This window comes from Lysinibacillus sphaericus (genome assembly GCF_005217585.1).
Taxonomy (GTDB): domain Bacteria; phylum Bacillota; class Bacilli; order Bacillales_A; family Planococcaceae; genus Lysinibacillus; species Lysinibacillus sphaericus.
The window spans coordinates 121,309-143,137 of the sequence record NZ_SZPT01000002.1 but is presented as its reverse complement, the minus strand read 5'-3'; the positions used below and the strand labels follow the sequence as shown (position 1 = coordinate 143,137).

The following is a 21,829-nucleotide window of genomic DNA, read 5'->3' as shown; positions in this document are numbered from 1 at the left end:
CCTCCTTTTACTGTAAGCATAAGATTAATTGCTATTAAAATATCGGTTCCACTTTTCTTTCAGCTCATTTAAAGATTCCCCTAAAACCTCTTCATGGTTTTTCAACAAAACAGAAAAGTCTTTGAAGCAATCCTCTTCGATGATGTGATTGAGATTCGTTATAGAATGGATGACATCATTTCTAATTTTCTCGGAATAAGGATTATACTTTTGAATGTCCCAATACACATCGGGTGAATTTTGTGTTAGCCTGGCTGATAAGCATAACATCATCTGCATAGGCGGTGGAGAAAGCTGCATCATTTCGTTTATTGAAAAATCATGTTTCTCCCCTAATACACTAATCAATGAAAGCGTTAAAATATGAGGAAGTGCTTGCACAAGTGAAACTTTCTCATCATGGCCATGCGGGTCAAACTCAAATACTACCATATCATTGTATTCAATTAGAGTTTTCATCATCGTATATGCCTCTGACTCTTCCTCTTTTACAATCGCTACCGCTCTTCCTTGATAAGGCAAAGTAGGTGAAAACATAAAATTAATCCCTACCATAGGGTTATTCGGTAAAAAGGTTTTACCATGCTTGAAAAAAGAGCTTTGTATAGAACATGTATTAATGATTTTTACTTCTTCCTTCATCAAATGAGCTTTTGATGCTAATACATCTAAACAGGAGGATTCGGGTAATGCAAAAATAATTGCATCCCCCGAAGAATAAAGATCATTTATATCATCAGATAGTACATCAGATACGATCATTTCTAGGTTCGAGTAAAGATTGCCACACGCAGCTCTTAAGGAATCTCCTTCACACGGCTCTTTGTCTATAATGACTAGATGATGCCCTGACTTCATTAATAATGATGATAAAAATTGCCCAATTAACCCATTTCCCCCCAATACTATTATTGTCTCATGTTTCATTGTGCTTTTGAACCCTCCTTATACTTTGAAACGGAACACTTGCCTTAATTAATGTTTCACGGAACTCTTCCTCTACATCTGAAGCCTCTATAATAGCTCCTCCTACGCCAAAAGTTGCAATTTGATCTTTAATGACGACCGTTCTAATAACAATACTCAAATCTGTATAACCATTAAAGCCAATCCAACCAATAGATCCAGAATAGATCCCTCGAGGAGACTCTTCCAATTCATCTATTATTCTCATCGTTCTTAGTTTTGGTGCTCCAGTCATTGAACCCCCAGGGAAGCATTTACCTATCGATTTAAAAATACCATTATCCCAATTTAATTCGCCAACGACTGTGGAAACTAACTGATGTACAGATGAATAGGTTTCTACAACAAAAGCTTCTGGTACACTCACCGTATCAGGATGGCAAACTTCATTAAAATCATGCCTTACTAAGTCGACAATCATTAAATTCTCTGCTCTATCCTTTGAGGAAGTCATTAAACTTTCTTTCTCCAAACGATCTTGTTCTTCAGTAGTCCCTCTTGCTCTAGTTCCCTTAATAGGTTTCGATGCCATTTTTCCGTTTTCGTCAATGCTTATAAACATTTCTGGAGAAGAACTTACGATTGAAAAACGTTCGGTATTGAAAAAAGCACTATACCTTACCGGGCTCAAAAGTCTCATTTCTTTATATAGCAGCAATGGATCAAAGCTATAAGGCAGGGAAGCACGGTTCGTTAAACATATTTCGTAAGATTCACCTTCAGTAATATATGTTTGACACTGTTTTATCTTGTCCTTGTAGTCATCACTCGATATCTCTAAGTCAATCTCATCTTCTGTTGGAGGTATTAAAAATTGGACCGTTTTTCTTTGTATAGACTCTTCACTTTTCTGCAGTAGAGCTTCTGATACAGTTAAAATTTCACCCCACAAGTTGCACACATAACGCTTCTGATCTCGATGATCAAACACTACGATATTTTTAGGTAAATAAAGAACAGCATCTGGCAAATCTGAACTATGTTTATTCGGTATCCCTCGAAGTGCTTTTAACTCGTATCCTAAATAGCCAATGACTCCTCCATTAAATGGATGTAACACCTCTTTAGGCATTTCATTGGTTATTAAAGAAAATATGCAGTCCATAACTTCGTAAAAATCTCCATAAACCGACTCTTGTCCTTTAGGGCCAGTTATATCCAACCTTGAATCTTGAACATAATACATGAAAGAAATTGCAGCATCTATATCACAATTTCCCATAATCGAAAACCGGCTGCCAAACTCACTTGATAACTCTCCATCTAACCAAAAACTATCTTTTGAACCATAAAATAATTTTTCATAGATATCGATAGGAGAAGACGCCCACTCTATTTCAATATTCTTTGGCGCCACAAGCATTGGGCACCCTACACCCTCTAGCTTTTCTTTAAGCGAAATCTCGTACATGTAATGGCCTCCCGTAGGATTTTTCCGCAGAAATATCAATAAAATTTTTAATTAATTCAACGCCAAACTCCGAATCAATGGACTCAGGATGAAATTGGACGCCATAAATAGGTAACTCTTTATGGGCAATCGCCATAATTAAACCATCTTGAGTATAAGCAGTTGCTTCAAGGGAAGGCGCAAGTTTAGTACAGATTAAAGAGTGATATCTAACTGCAAAAAAACTATTTGGCAAGCCTTTAAATAGATTGTCACCACTATTGACAATAAGCTCTTTGTAACCATGAACTGGTTTTGGAGCTTTGCCAACCTCGCCACCAAAACAATGATTAATCCCTTGATGCCCTAAACAAATACCTAAAATAGGCATATTCACTTCTTTAATAATCCGTTTACATATACCAAAATCTTCATCCTTTTCTGGCGTTCCAGGTCCAGGAGATAGAATGATATTATTAAATTCCGATAGATTAATTTTATGAAAAGGATAATCATTCGTTACGACAACAGGAGAAACATTCGTTACTCTATAAACATATTGCGCAATATTATTAGTAAAAGAATCATAATTGTCTATTATTAGTGTTTTCATTGGTTTGCTTTCATTCCTTTGATTAACTTATCTTCAACCGCACACGTTTCATTAATTATAATTTTAAATACATCCTCAATATATTTTGGGTTTAAATTGTTTTCTTTTGCTACGATGCTTGTTTTCTTTAATACTTCTTCAATCCTTTTTGGCTGCATCATATTCACATTGTATTTGTATTTATATTTTGCTATTTCTGTGCATACTTCCATTCTTTCCGATAACAGTGCAACAATTTTAGTGTTAATCGTATCGATTTCTGCTCTCCACTCTTCAAGTAACTCTTCTTTCATTATTTAATCCTCCTTCTCTAGTGAAATAATTTCTTCACTACAAATTTCTAGCTAACGTGATAGCAAATAGTAGACAAATATCTGAAATTGAGAACGATTTATAAAGATAAAAGATTGTACCCTTATGATTTGAGATATTTCTTGGATATTTATTTATAGCTTATAACCTATAGTAAAGATGGAGAGTCCTGTCTCGTCAGAATATTTCTCGCTTACGATTGTTTGGATGTTATAAAAATTATTGCTTGCTAATATCGCACTGACGCTTTCTCCTTGATTTTCATCATGTTCGATTAATACAACGCCGTCTTTTTTTAATGCTCTATTGGCAAATAAAGCTGACGCATAGATAATATCTAGGCCATCCTGCTCTGCATAGACCGATTCTTCTGGATGATGCACCCCCCACTCAGGGGGTTGCGCCATTTCTTTCGGTACATATGGGGGATTGGATATAACAATCTCTGCTTCGACTGCTTTTTGCGGCATATCATCAAAATATTCTTTGATGTCTCCTTGATAAACGTCAACCTTCTCGGCATTATGACGCAAAATGTTTCGCTTGAGATACTTAGTAGCTAAATCTGATTTTTCTATACAGACAATGTTTGCATTTGTCATTTTCCAAATTTCTATCCCGATTGCACCCGAACCAGAACATAAGTCATAAACGAAAGAACTCGGAGCAATTGCTTTATTTTCTTTCAGCCACTCAACGATCCCCAAACTTTGAATTCTCGGTATAAAAACGCCTGTTCCAACAACATATCTATTAGCGTTCAGTTCTGCGTAGCCTACAATATGCTCCAACGGAATTCTATTACATCTTTCATGAATGTCTGCCTCAAATTCCTTTACTGCTATTGGGTCATTTTGTCCCGCTTCTGTAAAATAATATTGACTGTATATTTTTTCGTAGTCTCCCACAGGGTCCCAAACCCCTGCGTTTTTTAACAAGTTAATATAATCATCTTTTGTCTTCATCATTCACTCCACGCATTGTAGTATGTTCTTAGCTGTTCTTTAGAAGATTTAGGATGTGTCAGGTAAAGAGAAAGGATTTCAGGTGGTGGAGCAAATTCCTTATGTAGCTCGTCTAAAATTTCTTCAAAACTATGAAGCATTCCTTTTTCTAAAATAGGATGCCAATAAGGTTGCACGTCCCAACGATATTCGTAACCAGTGGCAAACATTTCGGATGTTGTTTTAGCAATTAATTCATGTCTTGGTGTATTATAGAGAGGCTTTCGAATTGGATGAAAATCAGAAAGGTCAATATCGTTTACAATCCCACTTATTTCGTTAGCTAAGTGTTCAGCGATTAAAGGAGATTGGTGTAACCCATCTCTATATGTTCCTGTAGCCAACCAAAGACCATCATATTTAATTTGACCGATTAACGGGAATCCATCAGCTGGTATCGGTCTATTTCCAACTTGAATTTTTTTAATGTCGGCATTAAAAAGATCTAAGTGTAATTGTTCTACTGCACAATCTAATAAAAATTGTACATCCGATACATAGGCATTTTTCCTTGGAATATCCGATAGTATATTGGTTGCACCGATGTAAAGCTCTTTCCCATTTCGAGGAACGCAATGTAAACCGCAGGCAAATGCTCGATTTGGCGTTCGAATGACCCTGTTATAATTTTCTATGTCATCTAATTCTAAAAGTATTGACACACCGTACCCTGAAAACATTGGCGGTATTTTATTTTTCAATTCTAAATCGAAATCTAATAAATCTAACGAATGAACCCCTGCAGCGATAATGATATTTTTTGCAAAAATTTTCTGTTCGCTCAGTTCAATCCCACAAACTTGATTGCCTTCTGTAATTACTGATAGTGCATGTTCATTGAAAAGGGTTCCTCCAAGATTGTGAATGGCTTTGGAAAGTTTAGCTAATAAAATGTTAGGATCAACTGCATTTTCTTCTGGTATTAGTAATGCTTTAAGAGGTCTTACTTGTTCATCTGCCTCTAGCCATACGTGGTTATCTGGATCTATTACTTCATAGCGTTCCGAGTTTTCTTTTAGCGCTTGTTCAATTTTCATAAAGTTAACAGAATCTACATCTCTTGTTCCTGCCGTGTTAAGGATTACTTCCGTACCGTGGGCAATGATTACTTCTCTTTCATCACCTGAATCTTTCGTCAGTTTGGATAGCCAACCTTCCCACATATTTTTAGCCTTAATGTCCATTAATAATTTTTTTCGACCGAACTCACTTTTCATAAGACTTTCAGTCACTTCTCCATAACAGCCATTCATCGCGCCAGCAGCTGTAGATGCTGCTGATTCACGTGCTTCCTTCCCTATAAGTGCAACCTTTTGACCTCTAGAGGAAAGTTCGTATGCTATAGAAGATCCTATTGCTCCATTCCCTACAATAATCGTATCGAAATTAATATTGCTCATTATATAAGCCTCCAATATACTTTGAATTTTTTGATTCATTAGCAAATCTAAATGAAACTACTTACTATCATTACCTAAAGTCTAGAAATCACTTAATTAACCGGTATTAAAATAATTCTGACATTTAAATCTTCACATATTTTCTGTTGCAATTCACCGAAAATCACATTTCGGTATACCGAAAATAATTTGAAAAAACCGACCAATGCATTCAGTTTGGCAGCGATAATAAGCACGAAAAAGCTTATTGCCACCTTTATTTAACCTATATTAGCAGTTCCTTATTTTACAATGTTTAGGATATAATTTTATATAATGTTAATATGTGGTATTATTTACGAGATGGTGGTGTTATAGATGAGTTTAGATGTTAATAATCGATTGTATTCAACTATGGTAGATATTTTAGAGACTTATGTAACGAATAAGGATATGAAAACGCAGTTATATGAATTTATCGACTTTAAGAAAGAGGAAGGTTATTTATTTGGGGAGTTAGTCGTACTCCATTATGTGATTTATAACAATAAAATAGAAAATCACATTTTTAAAGTAGCAGCGGCAATTGAACTTCTTATTTTATCTTTTGATATTTTAGATGATATTGAAGACCAAGATAATCTTTCATCGCCTTGGATTCAACACCAAAATTTATCGTTAAATATTTCAAGTTACTTACTCTTTTTATGTCAGTTAATCATTAAAGAATCCGATTTTAAACATAAATATATAGCATTAGAACTCTTGATCACAAAAGCTATGCGTGCTATTGAAGGACAACATATCGATTTATTAAACAATATATCTTGTGAAGATCGCTATATTGACATGGTTGTTTTAAAGTCTGGGTCCTTAACGGAGTTAGCTTGTTTAATAGGAACTGTTCTTGCGAATCCGGATAAAGCAACTGAAGTTCAATTTTACGGTAGTCACATCGGGGTAATTGGTCAGATTCAAAATGATATGGAAGGTATGAAATGTTGGGATGGGAAAAATGATTTGCTGAATAAAAAATGGACTTTACCCATTTTATATTTGTTAGCCGTGGAACAAAATCATCCGGTGATAGAAAAAATCCAAAACTATTACAAAGGAAGTATAGAAAAACACGAAATATTGGAGCTAGCTAAAGTGATTGAATCACTGTTAGAAGAAACAGGTGCTTTTCTTTATTCAAAAGTCACCCAACAACTGTATCGAAACAAGGCTGAATCCAGCATCATGTCATTATCCATTACTAAAAAATATAAAGAAGCACTACTTAAATACATTTAAAAGGAGATCTTCATATGAAAAACATCATTCACTATCTAATGAAAGACACTGAAGTTTTACATCTCTTAAAAAACAATAAAATTTGTATTATAGGTATCTCTCCAGAAGAGAATAAGGCTCTTATAGACGTTGTTTTAAATAAAAAACCGCAGTTGCAAGCCTATTACTGGAAATAACTTCAACGTAACAGTATAACACAACAGGATTATCACCACGATAAGCAGAAGAGGAAACTACGATAATACTTGTAGCCTTTTTCTCGAAAAAATGCACGAGCAAACTAAAAAGCAAGCTGAATACATCACCACTATACACACACCATCCCTACCTATTGCATTTGAAAGGAACTATACATCATAAATAAATTAAGGGTTACGACTCTTCATTTATTTGTAATGGCAACAAAAGGGAATACGCTAAAACTTAATTTCTACGTCCAATATTCATAATAGCCAATTCCCTCTATTTTAATATGTCACTCCTATGGATTGTCACTTACTTCTAAGGAGGAAATGATGAAAAAGCAAAAATTTATTTGGATGGGATTCCCCATTTTTATTACTACACTATTAATCATTTATTTTTTTTATCTTACAATGAAATATCCTTTAATTGGGATAGAGGTATTAAATAAAGATAAACAATACTTTGTAGATACTATTTATGAAAATTCATGGGGAATAAATCAAAATATCCAACCAGGTGACCAAATCTTAAAAGTCAATAACGCTCATCCTTCACTTCATCACTCTATCATTTATTTCCAACGAATAGAGTTAGCTGAGTCTCTAACTATTCTTAATGCTGCTAATGAAACTGTTACATTTATCGTTGAAAACGGAAATAAAAGTTTAATGCTTGAAGTGCAACTTTTCGTTAAAATTTTATCTGTCATCATTGCGATTGCGCTAGCAATCATATTGAATACCCGACATTCTGAAAAAAGTTCATCACAGGTTCTCACTTATTTTTTATTAACGATTGCGCTTTGTTATAGTAGCGCCCCGATTTCTGCAAGAGGAGATGTAATTGGACGTAGCATCAATACGATCACGCTTCCAATATTCGTTATTTTATTTATACATTTTTTATATTTACATTTTTCTTATTCTAAACTTCCATTCATTAAAACCTGTTATCTTAAAGTATTATACCTTTTATATTTTCTTATTATGGCCATATCATTTGTCTCGTTTGTTAATAAAGACCTAGAAATTTCGAGTACGACTATTCAATTAAAATTTTTTTCGTCTTTAATATTTTTCTTACTATTTTTACTTATAAGGTATTATTATATTAACCATGAACCGAATGTACGCATTAAACTAAAAATAATGTTCTCAGGTTATTTTATTGCCTTCTCACCATTTATATTGTTTTATGCACTACCAATTATTTTCCACAATCGTTATATTATTTCTGCTGAAATAACAGGAATCTTTATTTTCATTATTCCTATTATTTTAGTTTATTTGCAATTGACCTATGAATTAATAGATATTGACTTCTTTTTAAATAAAATTAAATACTTTACGTTATTATCTTTACCATTTTCTATACTAACCACGCTTATAATAAGTTTTATGACTGAAGTACATCTATTATCGATTGAAATACTTATACTGGGCATCTTTATATTCTATCTTTCTTGCATCTTGCTCTATATTAAAGATTATTTAGACTATAAATTAAATCCTCATTTATTTTCTAAAAATAATCGATTAGACATTAGCTTATATGGCTTTTTCCAAAAAGTGAAATTTGAAACCAATCCTTTTACATTGATTGACGCACTTCAAAAGCAAATTAAAGATGTACTTTCTGTTGATAACTTAAACTATATCCAAATTGAAAAAAGACCCGCAGTAGACAATTGGACTGTTAAAACGGCTCACCAAAGCCTCGTAAATAATGCCATTCAAAAAATTAATTGGGCGCAGTATTCAAATGGTTCCTTGCTTAAAGTACATAAAGGCTTCGCAACGGTTATCGGTAGTAACGGCATTAGTAAAGAAATTATCTATTTTGAACAAAAGAAAAATAATGCAAAACTGAACCCACAAGAAAAGGCGTGGCTAGAGTCGATATCTTATTTTTCAAGTATTGTTTTAGAAAATAATTACTTAATTGAAGAGTTGAAATGCCAACTCGACTCTTATAAAAATAATATTGATGAAGTAATCATGCCTACTTCCTATTCAAAACTGCTCATGCATGTGACCGAAAAAGAACGTATTAATTTATCCATGGATTTACATGACAGTGTTTTACAAGGCTTATTACAATTAATAAGAAATATAGAAGGACTTATTAAACATGCTGAAAAATCATCAATAAGTAAAGAGCTAGACTGTCTAAAAGAAGATATCATCGACATAGCTCATTTAGTACGAGAAACATGCATTGAACTTCGTCCTCCCTTTTTAAAAGAAGAAGGACTAGAACAAGCTTTAGGACATATGATTGAATCAACACGACAACATTGTGATTTTTCTATTTATTTTGATTATGATGGGCGGCTTGAAGGGCTTTCATATGAATTTGAAATTAATATTTATCGAATTGTTCAAGAACTACTCAACAATGCTCGTAAGCATGCGAATGCAAACGAAGTAGAACTTTCGATATTTTACGATGAATGCCACATCATTCTGCTATACGATGATGATGGTGTAGGATTACTCGAGTCATCTGAAATGGATACGAATAAAATCGGTATGTTCAGCATTAAAGAACGTGTTCGAATTTTAAATGGAACGATAGAAATTAATTCTTCATTGAACAAAGGACTTCACATTTGCATCATTATTTGAAATAGAGGTGAGATTTTTGATTAGAGTTTTAATTGTGGACGATCATCCTGCAGTACGAACGGGTACAAAGGCTATTTTGGAAACTGCAGGTATGGAAGTCACGATATTAAAAAATATCGATGAAATTATCCAAGCTGCCTCTAACCCAACATTCGATATTTTTCTTGTAGATTTGTATATGCCTGACATTAATGGACTGGAACTGTCTAAAAGAATTTTACAAGTAAATCCTGAGGCGAAAATTGTCATTTATACAGGTTTTGATATTAATACCCATTTTGATTTATTAATTAATGCAGGTATTGCTGGTTTTGTAAGCAAAATGTCCAGCTCTGAACAGCTCGTAAATGCTATTTATTGTGCATTGAATGAAGAAGTAATCATTCCACTATCTTTATTACGCCAACTCCGGAGAAATTCGATTTCTTCTAATAATAATTTTGAAGAGAATAGTATTATCACGCTTTCGAATAAGGAACAAAATATCCTTGAGCTTATTTCCAAAGGTTACACAAATAAAATGATTGCGGAAGAGTTATATGTCAGCCAACGCACAATCGAATACAGCTTAACTAAAATTTTTTCAAAATTAAAAGCAAATTCTAGAATTGAAGCACTACAAATAGCTCAAAAATATGGCTTAATCTCTAATCTATTTATTCCGGATAGCTAAATTGAATAGATTCACCAAACGGAAATTGAAAAGACATGTCAAAGGGATACAGGCGGTTTCGTTCAGTTCAACTTCCTGCAATATCCCTTTAATTGTAAAGTTGTAGCATGTGAATTGACGTAAAAAGGAGGATGTAAGTTGAGTAGACCTGAAATGTATGTCAGTTTAGTCGTAGGACCGAATTGTGATATGGAATCGTATGCTATACGATCAGCACTAGAGTATTTTGGCGTAAGGGTAAATATACATTGGATAGGTAGACCCAATGATCTGATTGATGTTCTATCCGGTAAAGAACTTGATAATAAAGTAGATTATTTAATTTTAAATTTTCATGGAGATGAAGGTAGATTATGTATGCCTGAACTTGGTGAAGATGTTTATGAAGGCAATGAGCCAAGAGGTGATTTTTTTGGACAGCAAGAGATTAAACAATATACGAATATAAAAGATGTGAAAGTGATAGGCTCTGGTTGCACATTAGGCAAGGAACAGCTAGCAAACGCTTTTCTTGCATGTGGTTGTCACTCTTATATAGGCCCTGATGATTACATAGACGGTAATGCTAATTTTATGTTCGTTATAAGGTTTTTATATGAAATTATAAATAATCATAAAACGCAAGAGGAAGCTTTTAAAATTGCTCAATCCATTGATAACGAAACGGCCATGTATAAATTGTATAAGTCATCGTGAATGCCTATGCAGCAAAACAACAATCTCGCATTCACTTCTCTTCGCTACCCCTTTAGTAGATACACAAAAGGCAACCCCAAGAGAGTTGCCTTTGTTGCGTGTAAATTCGGAGCTATAATTGGCTAGCTCAAAGGTTTGATGGTAATAGGTACCTACTCTATTTTACGTAATCGCTCTACAATACTGCTTTTTGAAATGACCTTTTGGCACATGACAGGAACTATTATCGCTATGACAAGAAGTATTGGAAGGCATAGCAGTGATGGAACAACTGTAAAATATAGCTTCATATAGGCTGCCCCTGCTGTAAATGCATTTAGACCCAGATAGCAAATTGCACTTCCAATAGTAAGCGTTGCAGCTATAGTTAGCAGAATATACATGGTACTTTCCAGTATAAGCATTTTAATTACCTGTCTATTTAGCATACCGATACTTTGTAGCATCGCAAGCTCTCGTCGACGTGCATTGATGGAGGTAATGACAGAATTGATGAAATTCATAATGCCAATGAAAGCTACTAGAATGCTGATGGTAATCCCAACGATTTTCAACGTTTTTTGCAAGTTTTCAAATTCTGCCGCTAAAGACGCCTTGGATTCAAATTCCATGTTTTGGTCGGTGTTAGTACTATAGTTTGCTAAAAAACGCTCCATTTTTTCCATTGCGCTATCTTGCACATCAATCGTGCTTAGCATTGGGGCTTTTTGTTCAATTTGCTCTAAAAAGACTTGGCTTGGCAAATAAAATGTTGGCGTTAACGGATGCGAGTGTCTTGCGCTTATGCTTTCTGGAATGTCCGCAACAGCAAGCACTTCATATTCCCGCATTTGTCCGGTTGGATCGGGAAGCTGAATTTTGTCACCGATTGCATAGTATAAAATATTGCCTTGTGCATCAAATGGTGCAGCTATCACATATTTTCCCGAATAAAGCTTTTGCTCCTCTATTTTGCCATGCAGTAAGATTAACTTTTGCAAAGCACCCTCATCAAGACCATACAGGTGCAATAGTTGTTTTGGTTCTTGAGCATAGCGTTTAAGTGCTTCAACTCTCTTACTATCTGCGCCATATTCCTTCGCCAATTGTTTAGGAATATCGACAAAGCGCGGCCCTGTTGGCACTTCATATTCTGTAAAATAGATGTTATTGATGCTTTCGATGCCTTCTTGTAAGGACAGCTCAGAGAAAAAGCCTTCGCTTAACGTGTCTTGGTTGCTATAGTTGAGATTGACGTTAAAGTTAGACACGTCTCCCACTGCAAAATCGTTCATGATAGAACGGCTTAAATATTCATCCATATCAAAGCTATTTGCAATCGAATAGGTAGCATTTAAAATCACAAGCCCTAAAGAAAGTGAGATGGAGACAAGCACGACCTTCTTTTTATTGCGAGCAAGATTTGAATAGGCCATCGTCCACAAATTTACTTTAGTTCCTTTCTTTATCTTCCGTTTACTCCCTGCACTGTTATCTGTAACACGAAGCGCTTCAATCGGACTGACTTTTGCCGCAATTTTTGACGGCTTTGAAACACTGACAAAAACAGTGACTGCTGAAAAAATACTAGACAAAATAAAGATAAGTGGATGAGCTGAAATTTTAATGACATCGGTGTTCATAATAGACAAGACAATCGGAACTAGCATCATTCCCACAAGATATCCAACTAGCAACCCAATTGGCAAACCGATGAAACAGAGCCACATCGCCTGTCTACGTATCAATTTGCGAATTTGCTTTGGAGTTGTACCAATTGTTTTAATCAGACCATAGTACCGTACATCATTTGCCACACTAATTGTAAATACATTAGCAATCATTAAATAACCACTAAAAGCAATCATTAAAATGGCACCAACAGTCGCAACGATGGTACTTATGTCTAGAGATTCACCGTTTCCGGTATAAGCCCAGTTGACGCCATAATCAATGTCGTCCAGACTGAACCCACTGTCTACAATCACTTTTTGCAGCTTGCTTTCAATACGAAAACTGTTCTTGAAATTGACATCAGCGTTGATAAGACCTACATCATAGCCCTGCTTACTTGGTTTGTAATTGGCAAGTTGTTTCTCCACATAGCTTTTGTTCACCCATGCTTGACTTGCCTGCATAACCTTATCACCTGTCCAATAACCTACCAGTGTAAAGGTTTTGCTTATTTTTTCCCCTGCTAAAGAATAGTCTAAGGTAACCTTCTGACCTAGCTTCGCAGAAACACCAAGTTGCTTTAAAACGAGTGTGTCTGTGGCAATTTCATCATCATTTTGTGGAAGTTTTCCTGTTGTCGGCATAGAAAACATACCCTTTGCATTGTTTTCACCGCTAGTGTATCGAATTTCAGTAGGGTGTTTGGCTAGCTCCATATTTTCACCCACGCCCAAAACGACAGAGAAAGAAATATCTTTAATATCAGGATGCTTTTTCAGCGCGTCATATTGCGCTTTTGACAGATATTTAAAGCTACCATGTGCACTGCCGCCCACCTGTCGCATAGTACTTTCCTCAATCGATGCAACAAGGCTTGTAGCTACTGTAAATAGCCCCGAAAACATGACCGAAGTCAAAATAATTGCAACGATAGCAAATAAGTTTCTCATTCTACTTGCTTTGAACGAACTTTTTGCAAGCAAATGAATGGTTCTTTTACTATTTACTTTAAGCATGGATACCACCATCTACAATCTGTCCGTCTTCTATACGGACAATTCTGTCTGCAAGCTGTGCGATTTCCTCATCATGGGTAATCATGACAATCGTTTGCTTGAATTGTCTACTTGTTACTTTAAATAAAGACAGAACATCTTGACTGGTTTTAGTATCCAAGTTTCCCGTTGGCTCATCGGCTAAAATAATGGCAGGCTTTGATGCCAAAGCTCTAGCAATAGCAACGCGCTGCTGCTGCCCTCCAGATAAATTATTGGGCATATTTTGAAGTTTACGCTCAAGACCAAGCGTGTGAATAATGGCATCCACATATGCTTTATCAGGCGTATTGCCATCTAACCCAATAGGAAGAACAATGTTTTCATAGACATTTAAAGTAGGGACAAGATTATAATTTTGAAAAACGAAGCCTATTTTTCGGCGGCGGAAAATCGTAAGTTCTTCATCCTTTAACTTAAAAAGTTCTTGACCATCCACAATCACCCTTCCGCTAGTCGGGCGATCAAGACCGCCAAGCATATGAAGCAATGTGGATTTGCCACTACCGGAAGTACCTACAATCGAAACAAACTCACCGTTCTCCACTTTCATACTGACGCCATCCAATGCATGAACGGCAGTATCCCCTTTCCCGTAAATTTTCATTAAATCCTTTGTTTCAAGTATAATCATTTAAATTTCCTCCAAAAAAATATGTCTTCCATCTCTGCAATTCATATTATAAACTTCGAATCTTTCGAGAATCTTTCTGAAGCAAAATCAAATCTAACAGTGCTGAAAGAATTCAATTTTTTATTGGAAGAAACACCGAGAAAACAGAGCCAACTCCCAACCTAGACTTGACCTTTATATATCCGCCTTGGGCTGTAATGATTTCTCTCGCAAGGTAAAGACCAAGGCCGACGCCTTCTTTGTCGGTTACCTCCTGTGAACGATAAAAACGAGAAAAAATCTTTGCCGTTTCATCCTCTGAAATACCGAGTCCTGTATCGGCCACATCAATCCTGCAAAATAGCTGATACGGAGTGACAGATAACTGGACACTTCGGCCACTTGGTGTATATTTAATGGCATTATCTACGATGTTGTATAGTGCCTCCACTGTCCATTTAGGATCAAAGACTGCCTCTACATCCCTACTATCTACCGTTAAAGCAATGTTTTTTCCTATAGCTTTCGGTGTAGCCTGCTCTATAACCGTTTCAAGCATGTTCGCTACGTTGTTGTTTGTAGGGGTAACTGTTATAATTCCCGTTTCAAGCCGAGATGCTTTTACAAGAGAAGAAATAAGAAAGTTTAATTTTTCTGCCTGCTGCGTTAAAGCTGCCACACAGTTTTGATCATAGTCAGACAGCTCACTTTCCGCTAAAAGTTGAGTATAGAGCAGAATATTAGCAAGAGGCGTTTTCGTTTGATGAGATATATCGGAAATCAGTTGATTGATTTGTGATTTTTCGTCAGCTAGCTGTATTTTTGTGGCACTGTTTGCTGTAAGATAGTGGGCTAATTTAGTTTCCAGCGCAGACAGCTTGCTTTCATCAAATCCATTTTCAATAGGTCTTCCCTCTATCGCATTGTCAATCATTTTGTTTAATCGATCAATGACCTTATTTGCTTTAAAAAACGCCATTTATTTCACCGCCCATAAATAACCTATACCATACACTGTTTTTATATATACGGGTTTTGTAGGGTTATCCTCAAGCTTGTCCCGTAATCTCTTTAGCGTAACAGACAAAGCATTTTCGTCCACATAATGTGCGCCATCGCTCCAAATACGTTCAACCAATACGCTGCGTTCTAAAGTAACGCCTTTGTTGGCTGTTAAAATTTTTAGCAGTTTTTGCTCGGTTTTACTCAGCTCAACTACCTTTCCGTTTTTAAAATATTCCATGCGGTCAAAGTCAAAAACAAAGTGATCTTGTTTAAATTGATTTCCTTTTGTGACCACTTGTTTTCTGAGCTGCGTATTTACTCTTGCACGCAACACGGCAAGGCTAAATGGTTTAGTAATGTAATCATCTGCTCCCATTTCAAGTCCTGCTACAATGTCTGTTTCCATATCGTTTGCTGTGAGCATGATTACAGGTATAGTACTGTTTCTTTTCACTTCGCACAGCAAGTCTAGTCCGTTCCCATCAGGCAAATTAATGTCCAATATCAACAAATCAAAGTTAGTATTAGATAACTGCATTTTTGCCGATTGAATACTGTGAAATGGCAGAACATCCATTTCACTCCCTTGCAAAGCAAGAGCAATACCATTTGACAATGCCTTGTCATCTTCAACAATCATAATTTTATACAAATACTCACCTTCCTTCAGAGCGAAGTTATGGATTTTCGCTCCTCGAGCATTAAATTGCGCCCTACCACTTCAAAAATATTTTATCGGGTAGTACATATAAAAGTTTACCATGTTTGTATCTTCTCTCGCTTGCTGGATTATTATCCTTAGCAATACTGCTGATATGATTGAAAGAGTAAATGGATATGCTTTATTAGCATTTGTTCAATTGACCTGTCTCCCTCGCTAGCTGTTCGAAATTATTAGGTTGAAAAAGTCGAAAACGGTGAAATACAAAATGTGTTGATTGTACATAAAAAAACCTCCTCTAAGTTTTCATTTTTATACTAACTTAAAAGAGGTATTAAAAATAATTTAAACTAGCTTAAATACACGGCTAAGGTCGCCGTCTTTCATCTTTTATCGACAATATTGTTGCTTGTTCGTTTTTTCAATAGCCCTTCATCCCAACATTATCTCTGACGATGACTTCCCCAACAGATATGCTATCATGTGATACTTCATCGCCTAACTCATCAACAATTTTCACGTTCGTACCAATTATTGCATTATCTGCTTTTGCTTTTAAACGATAGTTTTCTTGGTCAGGTAAATCTTGAAAATGAGGTCCATTACACGAAATCGTACTTGCCCTCGGAAATATGGAACATTTTATACCTATCCTCATCCAAAATATTGATGATAGATTTTCTTCGCTTCTACAATATCATTCGTTCCATGAATTAATACACGTCCATCCCGAAAAAGAATAATCTGATTTTGATTAACTTGAAAATGAATTAAAAATGGATTTGACTTCAAATGTTGAACATGTGGAGCCAGGTTCTTTTCAAACTCAATAATATTAACTAACTTTGGTTTTGCAGGACGAATTTGAACCGTATTACGACCGCATAGTACTGCAACCTTGGTTATTGATTCTTTCGTTAAATATGGATAGGTTGGGTTTAATCCACAAGTCAAACATGTAGACTTTTTTAAACTTTTTACATTGATCTTTGTTTGCTCGTTTTTCCACAAATCAAAAGCCAATAATTCTTTTCGGATTGCTTCCCAATCTTCCACTAAGATTTTCAATGCTTCTACCATTTGATGTGACACAACTTGCGTAACTGTAGGTGCAATAATTCCTACAGTATCACAAGTTGTCCCTCCGAATAAAGGAATGATTTCCATCAAACAGTGTAGGCAAGGTGTTTCATGCGGCAAAATGGTATATGTAATACCATAGCTACCTACACATGCTCCGTAAATCCATGGAATTTCATACTTGACTGCAAAATCATTTAGTAAGAAACGTGTTTCAAAATTATCTGTTGCATCGATGATTAGATCTACATCTTGAAACGCAAAAAGTTCAGATGACGAAATGTCTAGAACAAACGCTTCAATCAGCACATCACGATTAATTTTCTCTAATCTTTGTTTTGCAGCAACAGCTTTTGGCAAATGTTGAAACACATCTTCTTCACTGTATAGTTGTTGGCGTTGTAAATTTGACCAATCTACATAATCTCGGTCCACTATGGATAACTTACCTATTCCAGCACGTACAAGTATTTCGGCATTGCTACTACCTAATGCTCCTGCTCCAACAATAAGTACGTGTTTTTGTTGAATTTTTTTTTGGCCAACTTGTCCTATAAATGAAAATAGTTCTTGTCTTGAATAGCGATTAATCAATAATACTCATCCCCTGTGAAGGACTACTAGCTTGAGCCCGCTCTTTTTTCTCTATAATTCCTGCTTCAAAACCTAGTCTACCTGCATGAATTGCTAGTTTCATAGCTTCTGCCATCTGCACTGGATTCTTCGCACCAGAAACTGCTGAATTTAGCAATACTGCATCCGCACCTAGTTCAAGAGCAAGTGCTGCATCAGACGGAGTACCTATACCTGCGTCTACAATAACAGGTACTGTCGCTTGTTCAATGATAACTTGTAAATTATATGGATTTAAAATTCCTTGTCCTGAACCAATTGGTGACGCACCTGGCATAATGGCATGAACCCCTAGTTCTTGTAATTTCCGAGTAAGAACGACATCATCTGAAGTATACGGTAGTACAATAAACCCTTTTGCTAAAAGCATTTCACATGCACGATATGTTTCTAATGGATCAGGCAATAATGTATCATCACACCCGATTATTTCAACTTTCACCATATCGCATAACCCAGATGCTTTTGCTAGTTTAGCAATACGTACTGCTTCCTCAGCTGTTTTCGCACCAGCAGTATTTGGTAATAATCGATAGTTTGATAAATCTATTTTATCTAGCAAATTAGGCTGGGATGGTTCAAAAATATTCATACGACGCACAGCAAATGTTAAAATTTCAGCTTCTGATGCTTCTATTGCTCCTTTTTGAATATCAAAATCTGAAAATTTCCCTGTTCCTAGTAATAATCTTGAAGTAAATGTATATGGTCCAATTTGATACATGTTAACCCCCTCCGACAAATGTAACAATCTCAATAGAATCAGTAGACTTAACCACTGTCGAATAATTTTCTTTTTTCAAAATTACGCCGTTTTGTTCGACAACAACTATTTTTTCCTGAAGCCCTAAGTGAATCAATAAGCTCTCAATTGTTTTCACATGGTCTGGAACTTCCATCCTATTTCCATTAATAAACATAGTGTTTCACCATTAAATCTGACATATATTCTCCTACGAATGGGCTTAGCAATATGCTATAACGATAATGTCCTGTTGATACAAATTGCCCTTGAATTGTCGAATGTACTTCCATATAACTTCTGCCTCCATTTCGTAATCCTGCCCATGTTCGGTCCCAACTTGCATCTTGTAGGGCTGAAACAATAGAAAATGCCTTTTGTAATATGTCTACAATACTCATTGCTTTAACATCTCTTGATATGAATTCGGCTCTATCGTTGCAACAGTGACGTATTTACCACATTCGTTTTGGTACAATATAAAATCGTTTTTAAAATATAGGAGCATTAAGTAATGGGCAATTACTTTTTAAGGAAATCACTTCCATTTGGTTCAAAATTTCTTAATTCTTCTGAAAAAAGCAACAATGTTTCTTCTCCAGCTGATACTTGCCAAAAGCGAATTTGTTGAATACGTTCAAATTCTTCTTCTGAATTTGCAATCCTGTATATTCCTTTCACTTCGTACCCTATATCAATACCTGTTTTTGCACGGATTTTTTCCGCTACTTTTGGAAATAATGTTCGACTTTTTCTTACCATTTCATACAAAGGATCGTCATCCCATTGTGCTGAACCCCTAGTAATCCAGCAGCTACATGTGAAGCACCCTCTGCAATTACCTTTTTCTCAAGAATTGCTACGTGTAAAACGCGTTCAGCAAGTCAATGTGCGATTGTACTACCGATGATGATCATACTATCGAAACTTTTCATCTTCCCACTCCTTAAGTTGACGAGCATATTCTTTTACCTTTTCAATAGGGTCATTTGCCTGCCAAATTCCTGACATCACTGCAATTCCTGAAACTCCTGACGCACATACTTCTTTTGTATTTTGCGGAGTGATTCCACCGATAGCAATCACAGGAATAGATACAGTGCTTACAAGCTGTTGTAATAATTTTGTTCCACGACAAGCGATTCCTTTCTTACTTTCTGTATCAAAAATATGTCCATAGAGTAACCAATTGGCCTTTGTATTTGTAGCCTCTTCAAGAGAGTGAATAGATGCACCAATTTTAAGATTTGAGAACTTCTCACTTGCGATAGCTACAGGAATACTACGATAACCTATTTGCACATGAGAAACATCCGCAGCAAGTGCAACATCGATTCGATCATTAATCACAATCTTTTGTAATGGAAAGCCTGCATATTTTAATTTTCTTATACAATCAAAGAGTTCAGAAGCAGTGCAACTTGGCTCACGAATATGCAAATAGCTTATATAGGGTTCAAACTTAGTTACAAAATGGACCACTTCATGTAGTGAATGCTGGCCATCTGTAATGATATGGAGCGCTATTTTTTTATTCATTTCTTAAATCATCCTATTCTTTCATATCTAAAATAGAAATTAAGTTGTTGTTCACTTCCTTTCATTATAATTCCATACAAAAAGCCACCCCTCAAGCATAGAGAAGTGGCTATAAATCTTGTACATTGAAGTACAAAAAGTAAGCCACTTCCCTTCGCTAGTATGATCTAGATCAGGTTCAAAGAGTTGAGTTTCCTCTCTCAGCACATCCGTGCACCCCTAGTGGTCTTTTCAATATTCAATTAAAATGTTATAGCAAATAAAGTGCAACTTCCATCAAGCGGGACTTCTTCATCCCCACTTGATGGTTAGTCGAACCAATCGGCTCTTACAGGCAGTTATCCCCCATCTTTCTTCTTCGCTTCTCTCAATCTTTAGATGAGGGTTATACAGCCCGTTAATGAAAGATAAAAAAGCCCTTGCTTCCACAATAAGGAAACAAGGACTTGTATAATAGACAATATCCTATCTGCTTCCCTACGCCAGCATAATCTAGATCAGGTAAAAGGATCATGAGCTTACGGCTCTACTCTCAGCTGGCAACACCAGCTCTCCTAGCAATTATTGTATGAAATTACAAATTAAAGTATAGCACTACCGATTTAATTGTTCAATAATGTATTATTAGAATAAAATCAAATCTTTATACTGCAAAAGCTGAACTCATTAAAACACAGGGCTCAGCTTTAAATTCATAGAAATCTATTTTTAAGAAAAGATGTTAGTTTAATTATGGATTTAGTTGCAACAGTGCGCTATGCAAATCATGTCATTGTTTAGCTATAAATGATTCATAAATGCATTAACTATAAGGATTGTTCCTACCCTTGTTAATGCTTTTTTCAGTTGTTATGTAAACGATTATTACAAGTTTTGGAACAGAGGTTGATAGACAGGATTGTTCTTGTTCCGCAATCGGGCCATTTTCTTGAGTAACAAAATTTAAAGAAAATCGTTATGGAGCTAAGAAATTGTGCAGATTTTCACTTAAAATAAAGGAGCAGGTTAAGTTAATAAGTTGTTTGTTTTATCATTAAATAAGAAGGATAATCAATAGAAGAAGTAATTCAATTTAATATTAGTTTCGATGAACCGCAGCGTAAGATAAGAAAAAGCCATTCCCTCCACAATCGGAGAGAATGACTTGCTTTCATAAGTCGTAAAACTATTGTTACAATTTTGCCCAACGTTCCTCTAACCAGTTCATAAATTCTGCACCTTTGTCGCCTTCATACGCATCAAAGACATCTAAACGCATACGTTTTAGTTTATCCGCAAAATCTGCCACTGTATGGTCCTTTGGCAAGCTCTTTTTAACCCGTAGGAAAATTTTGTCTGTTCCTTTGATAATATCAAAACGTGCAGGTGATGGTTTCTCTACGTCCTCTCCAAGCGCCACAAGTGCTTCATAGGCTGCTAATTGGACCTTGTTGACAGTATCATGTTCCATACGATTTTTTAATATATCTATGATTTTGTCATGTTGATAAGCCGATAATATTTCGACTGCGGCTAAACGCTCTCGCCAGCTAGACGTATAATTGGCCTGTTTTTTTAATGTTTCATACTGCTCAGGTAATGCTGTTTCAAATTGTTTCAAGTGAGTGCACCTCTTTTTTTCACTAGAGGAAAAATGAATTCTTCTTCTGCTTTTCTTATTATACATTGTCTTGGTGAAAATAGCGATGAATCGCTGGTAAACACAT

General features: G+C 35.6%; 21 protein-coding genes, 1 pseudogene and 2 riboswitches. Of the genes and pseudogenes, 5 read left to right on the top strand and 17 right to left on the bottom strand.

Features of this window, described 5'->3' with window-relative positions; all coding sequences use genetic code 11:
• Positions 1 to 24: 24 nt before the first annotated feature.
• The 6 genes from FC748_RS06395 to FC748_RS06370 form a co-directional block, all read right to left on the bottom strand.
• Positions 25 to 927 (bottom strand): prephenate dehydrogenase dimerization domain-containing protein, encoded by a 903-nt coding sequence (locus FC748_RS06395; protein ID WP_108030324.1) that lies wholly within the window; start codon positions 925 to 927, stop codon positions 25 to 27.
• Entirely contained in the window at positions 917 to 2,377 is a 1,461-nt protein-coding gene (gene pabB, locus FC748_RS06390; RefSeq protein WP_108030323.1) for an aminodeoxychorismate synthase component I, read from the bottom strand. The genes FC748_RS06395 and pabB overlap by 11 nt, the downstream gene beginning before the upstream one ends.
• Entirely contained in the window at positions 2,358 to 2,969 is a 612-nt protein-coding gene (locus tag FC748_RS06385) for an anthranilate synthase component II (protein ID WP_108030322.1), read from the bottom strand. The genes pabB and FC748_RS06385 overlap by 20 nt, the downstream gene beginning before the upstream one ends.
• Positions 2,966 to 3,262 (bottom strand): chorismate mutase, encoded by a 297-nt coding sequence (locus FC748_RS06380; RefSeq protein WP_024361673.1) that lies wholly within the window; start codon positions 3,260 to 3,262, stop codon positions 2,966 to 2,968. Before FC748_RS06380 ends, FC748_RS06385 begins: the two co-directional genes overlap by 4 nt.
• 153 nt (positions 3,263 to 3,415) lie before the next feature.
• A complete protein-coding gene (locus FC748_RS06375) occupies positions 3,416 to 4,246 on the bottom strand; it encodes a N5-glutamine methyltransferase family protein (protein WP_024361672.1) in 831 nt (276 codons plus the stop codon).
• Positions 4,246 to 5,685 (bottom strand): FAD-dependent oxidoreductase, encoded by a 1,440-nt coding sequence (locus FC748_RS06370; protein WP_108030321.1) that lies wholly within the window; start codon positions 5,683 to 5,685, stop codon positions 4,246 to 4,248. The genes FC748_RS06375 and FC748_RS06370 overlap by 1 nt, the downstream gene beginning before the upstream one ends.
• A 357-nt stretch (positions 5,686 to 6,042) precedes the next feature.
• Between FC748_RS06370 and FC748_RS06365 the strand changes: the two genes are divergently transcribed.
• The 5 genes from FC748_RS06365 (at position 6,043) to FC748_RS06345 (ending at position 11,142) form a co-directional block, all read left to right on the top strand.
• Complete coding sequence (locus tag FC748_RS06365; protein WP_108030320.1) at positions 6,043 to 6,960, top strand: polyprenyl synthetase family protein; 918 nt, start codon at positions 6,043 to 6,045, stop codon at positions 6,958 to 6,960.
• A 14-nt stretch (positions 6,961 to 6,974) separates the two neighbouring features.
• The gene (gene comX / locus FC748_RS06360; RefSeq protein WP_081769888.1) at positions 6,975 to 7,136 is read left to right on the top strand and encodes a competence pheromone ComX; all 162 of its coding nucleotides are present in this window, start codon (positions 6,975 to 6,977) and stop codon (positions 7,134 to 7,136) included.
• 339 nt (positions 7,137 to 7,475) lie between these two features.
• Complete coding sequence (locus FC748_RS06355) at positions 7,476 to 9,773, top strand: sensor histidine kinase (RefSeq protein ID WP_167492643.1); 2,298 nt, start codon at positions 7,476 to 7,478, stop codon at positions 9,771 to 9,773.
• Positions 9,774 to 9,789: 16 nt separating this feature from the next.
• Positions 9,790 to 10,446 carry a response regulator transcription factor gene (locus FC748_RS06350; RefSeq protein ID WP_024361668.1) on the top strand — a complete coding sequence of 219 codons (657 nt, stop codon included), beginning with the start codon at positions 9,790 to 9,792 and terminating at the stop codon, positions 10,444 to 10,446.
• A gap of 138 nt (positions 10,447 to 10,584) precedes the next feature.
• On the top strand, positions 10,585 to 11,142 hold the full coding sequence (locus tag FC748_RS06345) for a hypothetical protein (RefSeq protein ID WP_024361667.1): 558 nt from the start codon (positions 10,585 to 10,587) through the stop codon (positions 11,140 to 11,142).
• A 152-nt stretch (positions 11,143 to 11,294) separates the two neighbouring features.
• Here the strand turns inward: FC748_RS06345 and FC748_RS06340 are convergent, their stop codons facing one another.
• The 11 genes and pseudogenes from FC748_RS06340 to FC748_RS06290 form a co-directional block, all read right to left on the bottom strand.
• On the bottom strand, positions 11,295 to 13,811 hold the full coding sequence (locus tag FC748_RS06340; protein WP_167492642.1) for an ABC transporter permease: 2,517 nt from the start codon (positions 13,809 to 13,811) through the stop codon (positions 11,295 to 11,297).
• Positions 13,804 to 14,484 (bottom strand): ABC transporter ATP-binding protein, encoded by a 681-nt coding sequence (locus tag FC748_RS06335; protein ID WP_024361665.1) that lies wholly within the window; start codon positions 14,482 to 14,484, stop codon positions 13,804 to 13,806. The genes FC748_RS06340 and FC748_RS06335 overlap by 8 nt, the downstream gene beginning before the upstream one ends.
• A gap of 112 nt (positions 14,485 to 14,596) precedes the next feature.
• Positions 14,597 to 15,442, bottom strand: coding sequence for a sensor histidine kinase (locus tag FC748_RS06330; RefSeq protein ID WP_108030317.1), 846 nt, complete (start codon positions 15,440 to 15,442; stop codon positions 14,597 to 14,599).
• Entirely contained in the window at positions 15,443 to 16,120 is a 678-nt protein-coding gene (locus tag FC748_RS06325) for a response regulator transcription factor (protein WP_024361663.1), read from the bottom strand.
• Between the two features lie 430 nt (positions 16,121 to 16,550).
• Positions 16,551 to 16,787: a hypothetical protein gene (locus FC748_RS06320; RefSeq protein WP_108030316.1), complete on the bottom strand. Its 237-nt coding sequence runs from the start codon at positions 16,785 to 16,787 to the stop codon at positions 16,551 to 16,553.
• Positions 16,784 to 17,803: a MoeB/ThiF family adenylyltransferase gene (locus tag FC748_RS06315; RefSeq protein ID WP_025219541.1), complete on the bottom strand. Its 1,020-nt coding sequence runs from the start codon at positions 17,801 to 17,803 to the stop codon at positions 16,784 to 16,786. Before FC748_RS06315 ends, FC748_RS06320 begins: the two co-directional genes overlap by 4 nt.
• The gene (locus FC748_RS06310) at positions 17,796 to 18,566 is read right to left on the bottom strand and encodes a thiazole synthase (protein WP_025219542.1); all 771 of its coding nucleotides are present in this window, start codon (positions 18,564 to 18,566) and stop codon (positions 17,796 to 17,798) included. The genes FC748_RS06315 and FC748_RS06310 overlap by 8 nt, the downstream gene beginning before the upstream one ends.
• A gap of 1 nt (position 18,567) precedes the next feature.
• The gene (gene thiS, locus FC748_RS06305; RefSeq protein ID WP_024361659.1) at positions 18,568 to 18,762 is read right to left on the bottom strand and encodes a sulfur carrier protein ThiS; all 195 of its coding nucleotides are present in this window, start codon (positions 18,760 to 18,762) and stop codon (positions 18,568 to 18,570) included.
• A pseudogene (locus FC748_RS06300) lies at positions 18,752 to 19,546 on the bottom strand (FAD-dependent oxidoreductase). The gene thiS and the pseudogene FC748_RS06300 overlap by 11 nt, the downstream one beginning before the upstream one ends.
• Positions 19,503 to 20,123: a thiamine phosphate synthase gene (locus FC748_RS06295; protein ID WP_108030315.1), complete on the bottom strand. Its 621-nt coding sequence runs from the start codon at positions 20,121 to 20,123 to the stop codon at positions 19,503 to 19,505. The pseudogene FC748_RS06300 and the gene FC748_RS06295 overlap by 44 nt, the downstream one beginning before the upstream one ends.
• A 132-nt stretch (positions 20,124 to 20,255) precedes the next feature.
• A riboswitch (TPP riboswitch) is annotated at positions 20,256 to 20,354 on the bottom strand.
• A 226-nt stretch (positions 20,355 to 20,580) separates the two neighbouring features.
• Positions 20,581 to 20,689, bottom strand: a riboswitch (TPP riboswitch).
• 605 nt (positions 20,690 to 21,294) lie between these two features.
• The gene (locus FC748_RS06290; RefSeq protein WP_024361655.1) at positions 21,295 to 21,723 is read right to left on the bottom strand and encodes a HEAT repeat domain-containing protein; all 429 of its coding nucleotides are present in this window, start codon (positions 21,721 to 21,723) and stop codon (positions 21,295 to 21,297) included.
• Positions 21,724 to 21,829 lie beyond the last annotated feature (106 nt).

Excerpts from the sequence above, each read along its gene's own strand:
- FC748_RS06375 (WP_024361672.1), bottom strand. The coding sequence starts at position 4,246 with ATGAAGACAAAAGATGATTATATTAACTTGTTAAAAAACGCAGGGGTT.
- FC748_RS06295 (WP_108030315.1), bottom strand. The coding sequence starts at position 20,123 with ATGAATAAAAAAATAGCGCTCCATATCATTACAGATGGCCAGCATTCA.
- FC748_RS06340 (WP_167492642.1), bottom strand. The coding sequence starts at position 13,811 with ATGCTTAAAGTAAATAGTAAAAGAACCATTCATTTGCTTGCAAAAAGT.
- FC748_RS06330 (WP_108030317.1), bottom strand. The coding sequence starts at position 15,442 with ATGGCGTTTTTTAAAGCAAATAAGGTCATTGATCGATTAAACAAAATG.
- FC748_RS06365 (WP_108030320.1), top strand. The coding sequence starts at position 6,043 with ATGAGTTTAGATGTTAATAATCGATTGTATTCAACTATGGTAGATATT.
- FC748_RS06370 (WP_108030321.1), bottom strand. The coding sequence starts at position 5,685 with ATGAGCAATATTAATTTCGATACGATTATTGTAGGGAATGGAGCAATA.
- pabB (WP_108030323.1), bottom strand. The coding sequence starts at position 2,377 with ATGTACGAGATTTCGCTTAAAGAAAAGCTAGAGGGTGTAGGGTGCCCA.
- comX (WP_081769888.1), top strand. The coding sequence starts at position 6,975 with ATGAAAAACATCATTCACTATCTAATGAAAGACACTGAAGTTTTACAT.
- thiS (WP_024361659.1), bottom strand. The coding sequence starts at position 18,762 with ATGTTTATTAATGGAAATAGGATGGAAGTTCCAGACCATGTGAAAACA.
- FC748_RS06380 (WP_024361673.1), bottom strand. The coding sequence starts at position 3,262 with ATGAAAGAAGAGTTACTTGAAGAGTGGAGAGCAGAAATCGATACGATT.
- FC748_RS06395 (WP_108030324.1), bottom strand. The coding sequence starts at position 927 with ATGAAACATGAGACAATAATAGTATTGGGGGGAAATGGGTTAATTGGG.
- FC748_RS06335 (WP_024361665.1), bottom strand. The coding sequence starts at position 14,484 with ATGATTATACTTGAAACAAAGGATTTAATGAAAATTTACGGGAAAGGG.
- FC748_RS06310 (WP_025219542.1), bottom strand. The coding sequence starts at position 18,566 with ATGTATCAAATTGGACCATATACATTTACTTCAAGATTATTACTAGGA.
- FC748_RS06385 (WP_108030322.1), bottom strand. The coding sequence starts at position 2,969 with ATGAAAACACTAATAATAGACAATTATGATTCTTTTACTAATAATATT.
- FC748_RS06355 (WP_167492643.1), top strand. The coding sequence starts at position 7,476 with ATGAAAAAGCAAAAATTTATTTGGATGGGATTCCCCATTTTTATTACT.
- FC748_RS06320 (WP_108030316.1), bottom strand. The coding sequence starts at position 16,787 with ATGAGGATAGGTATAAAATGTTCCATATTTCCGAGGGCAAGTACGATT.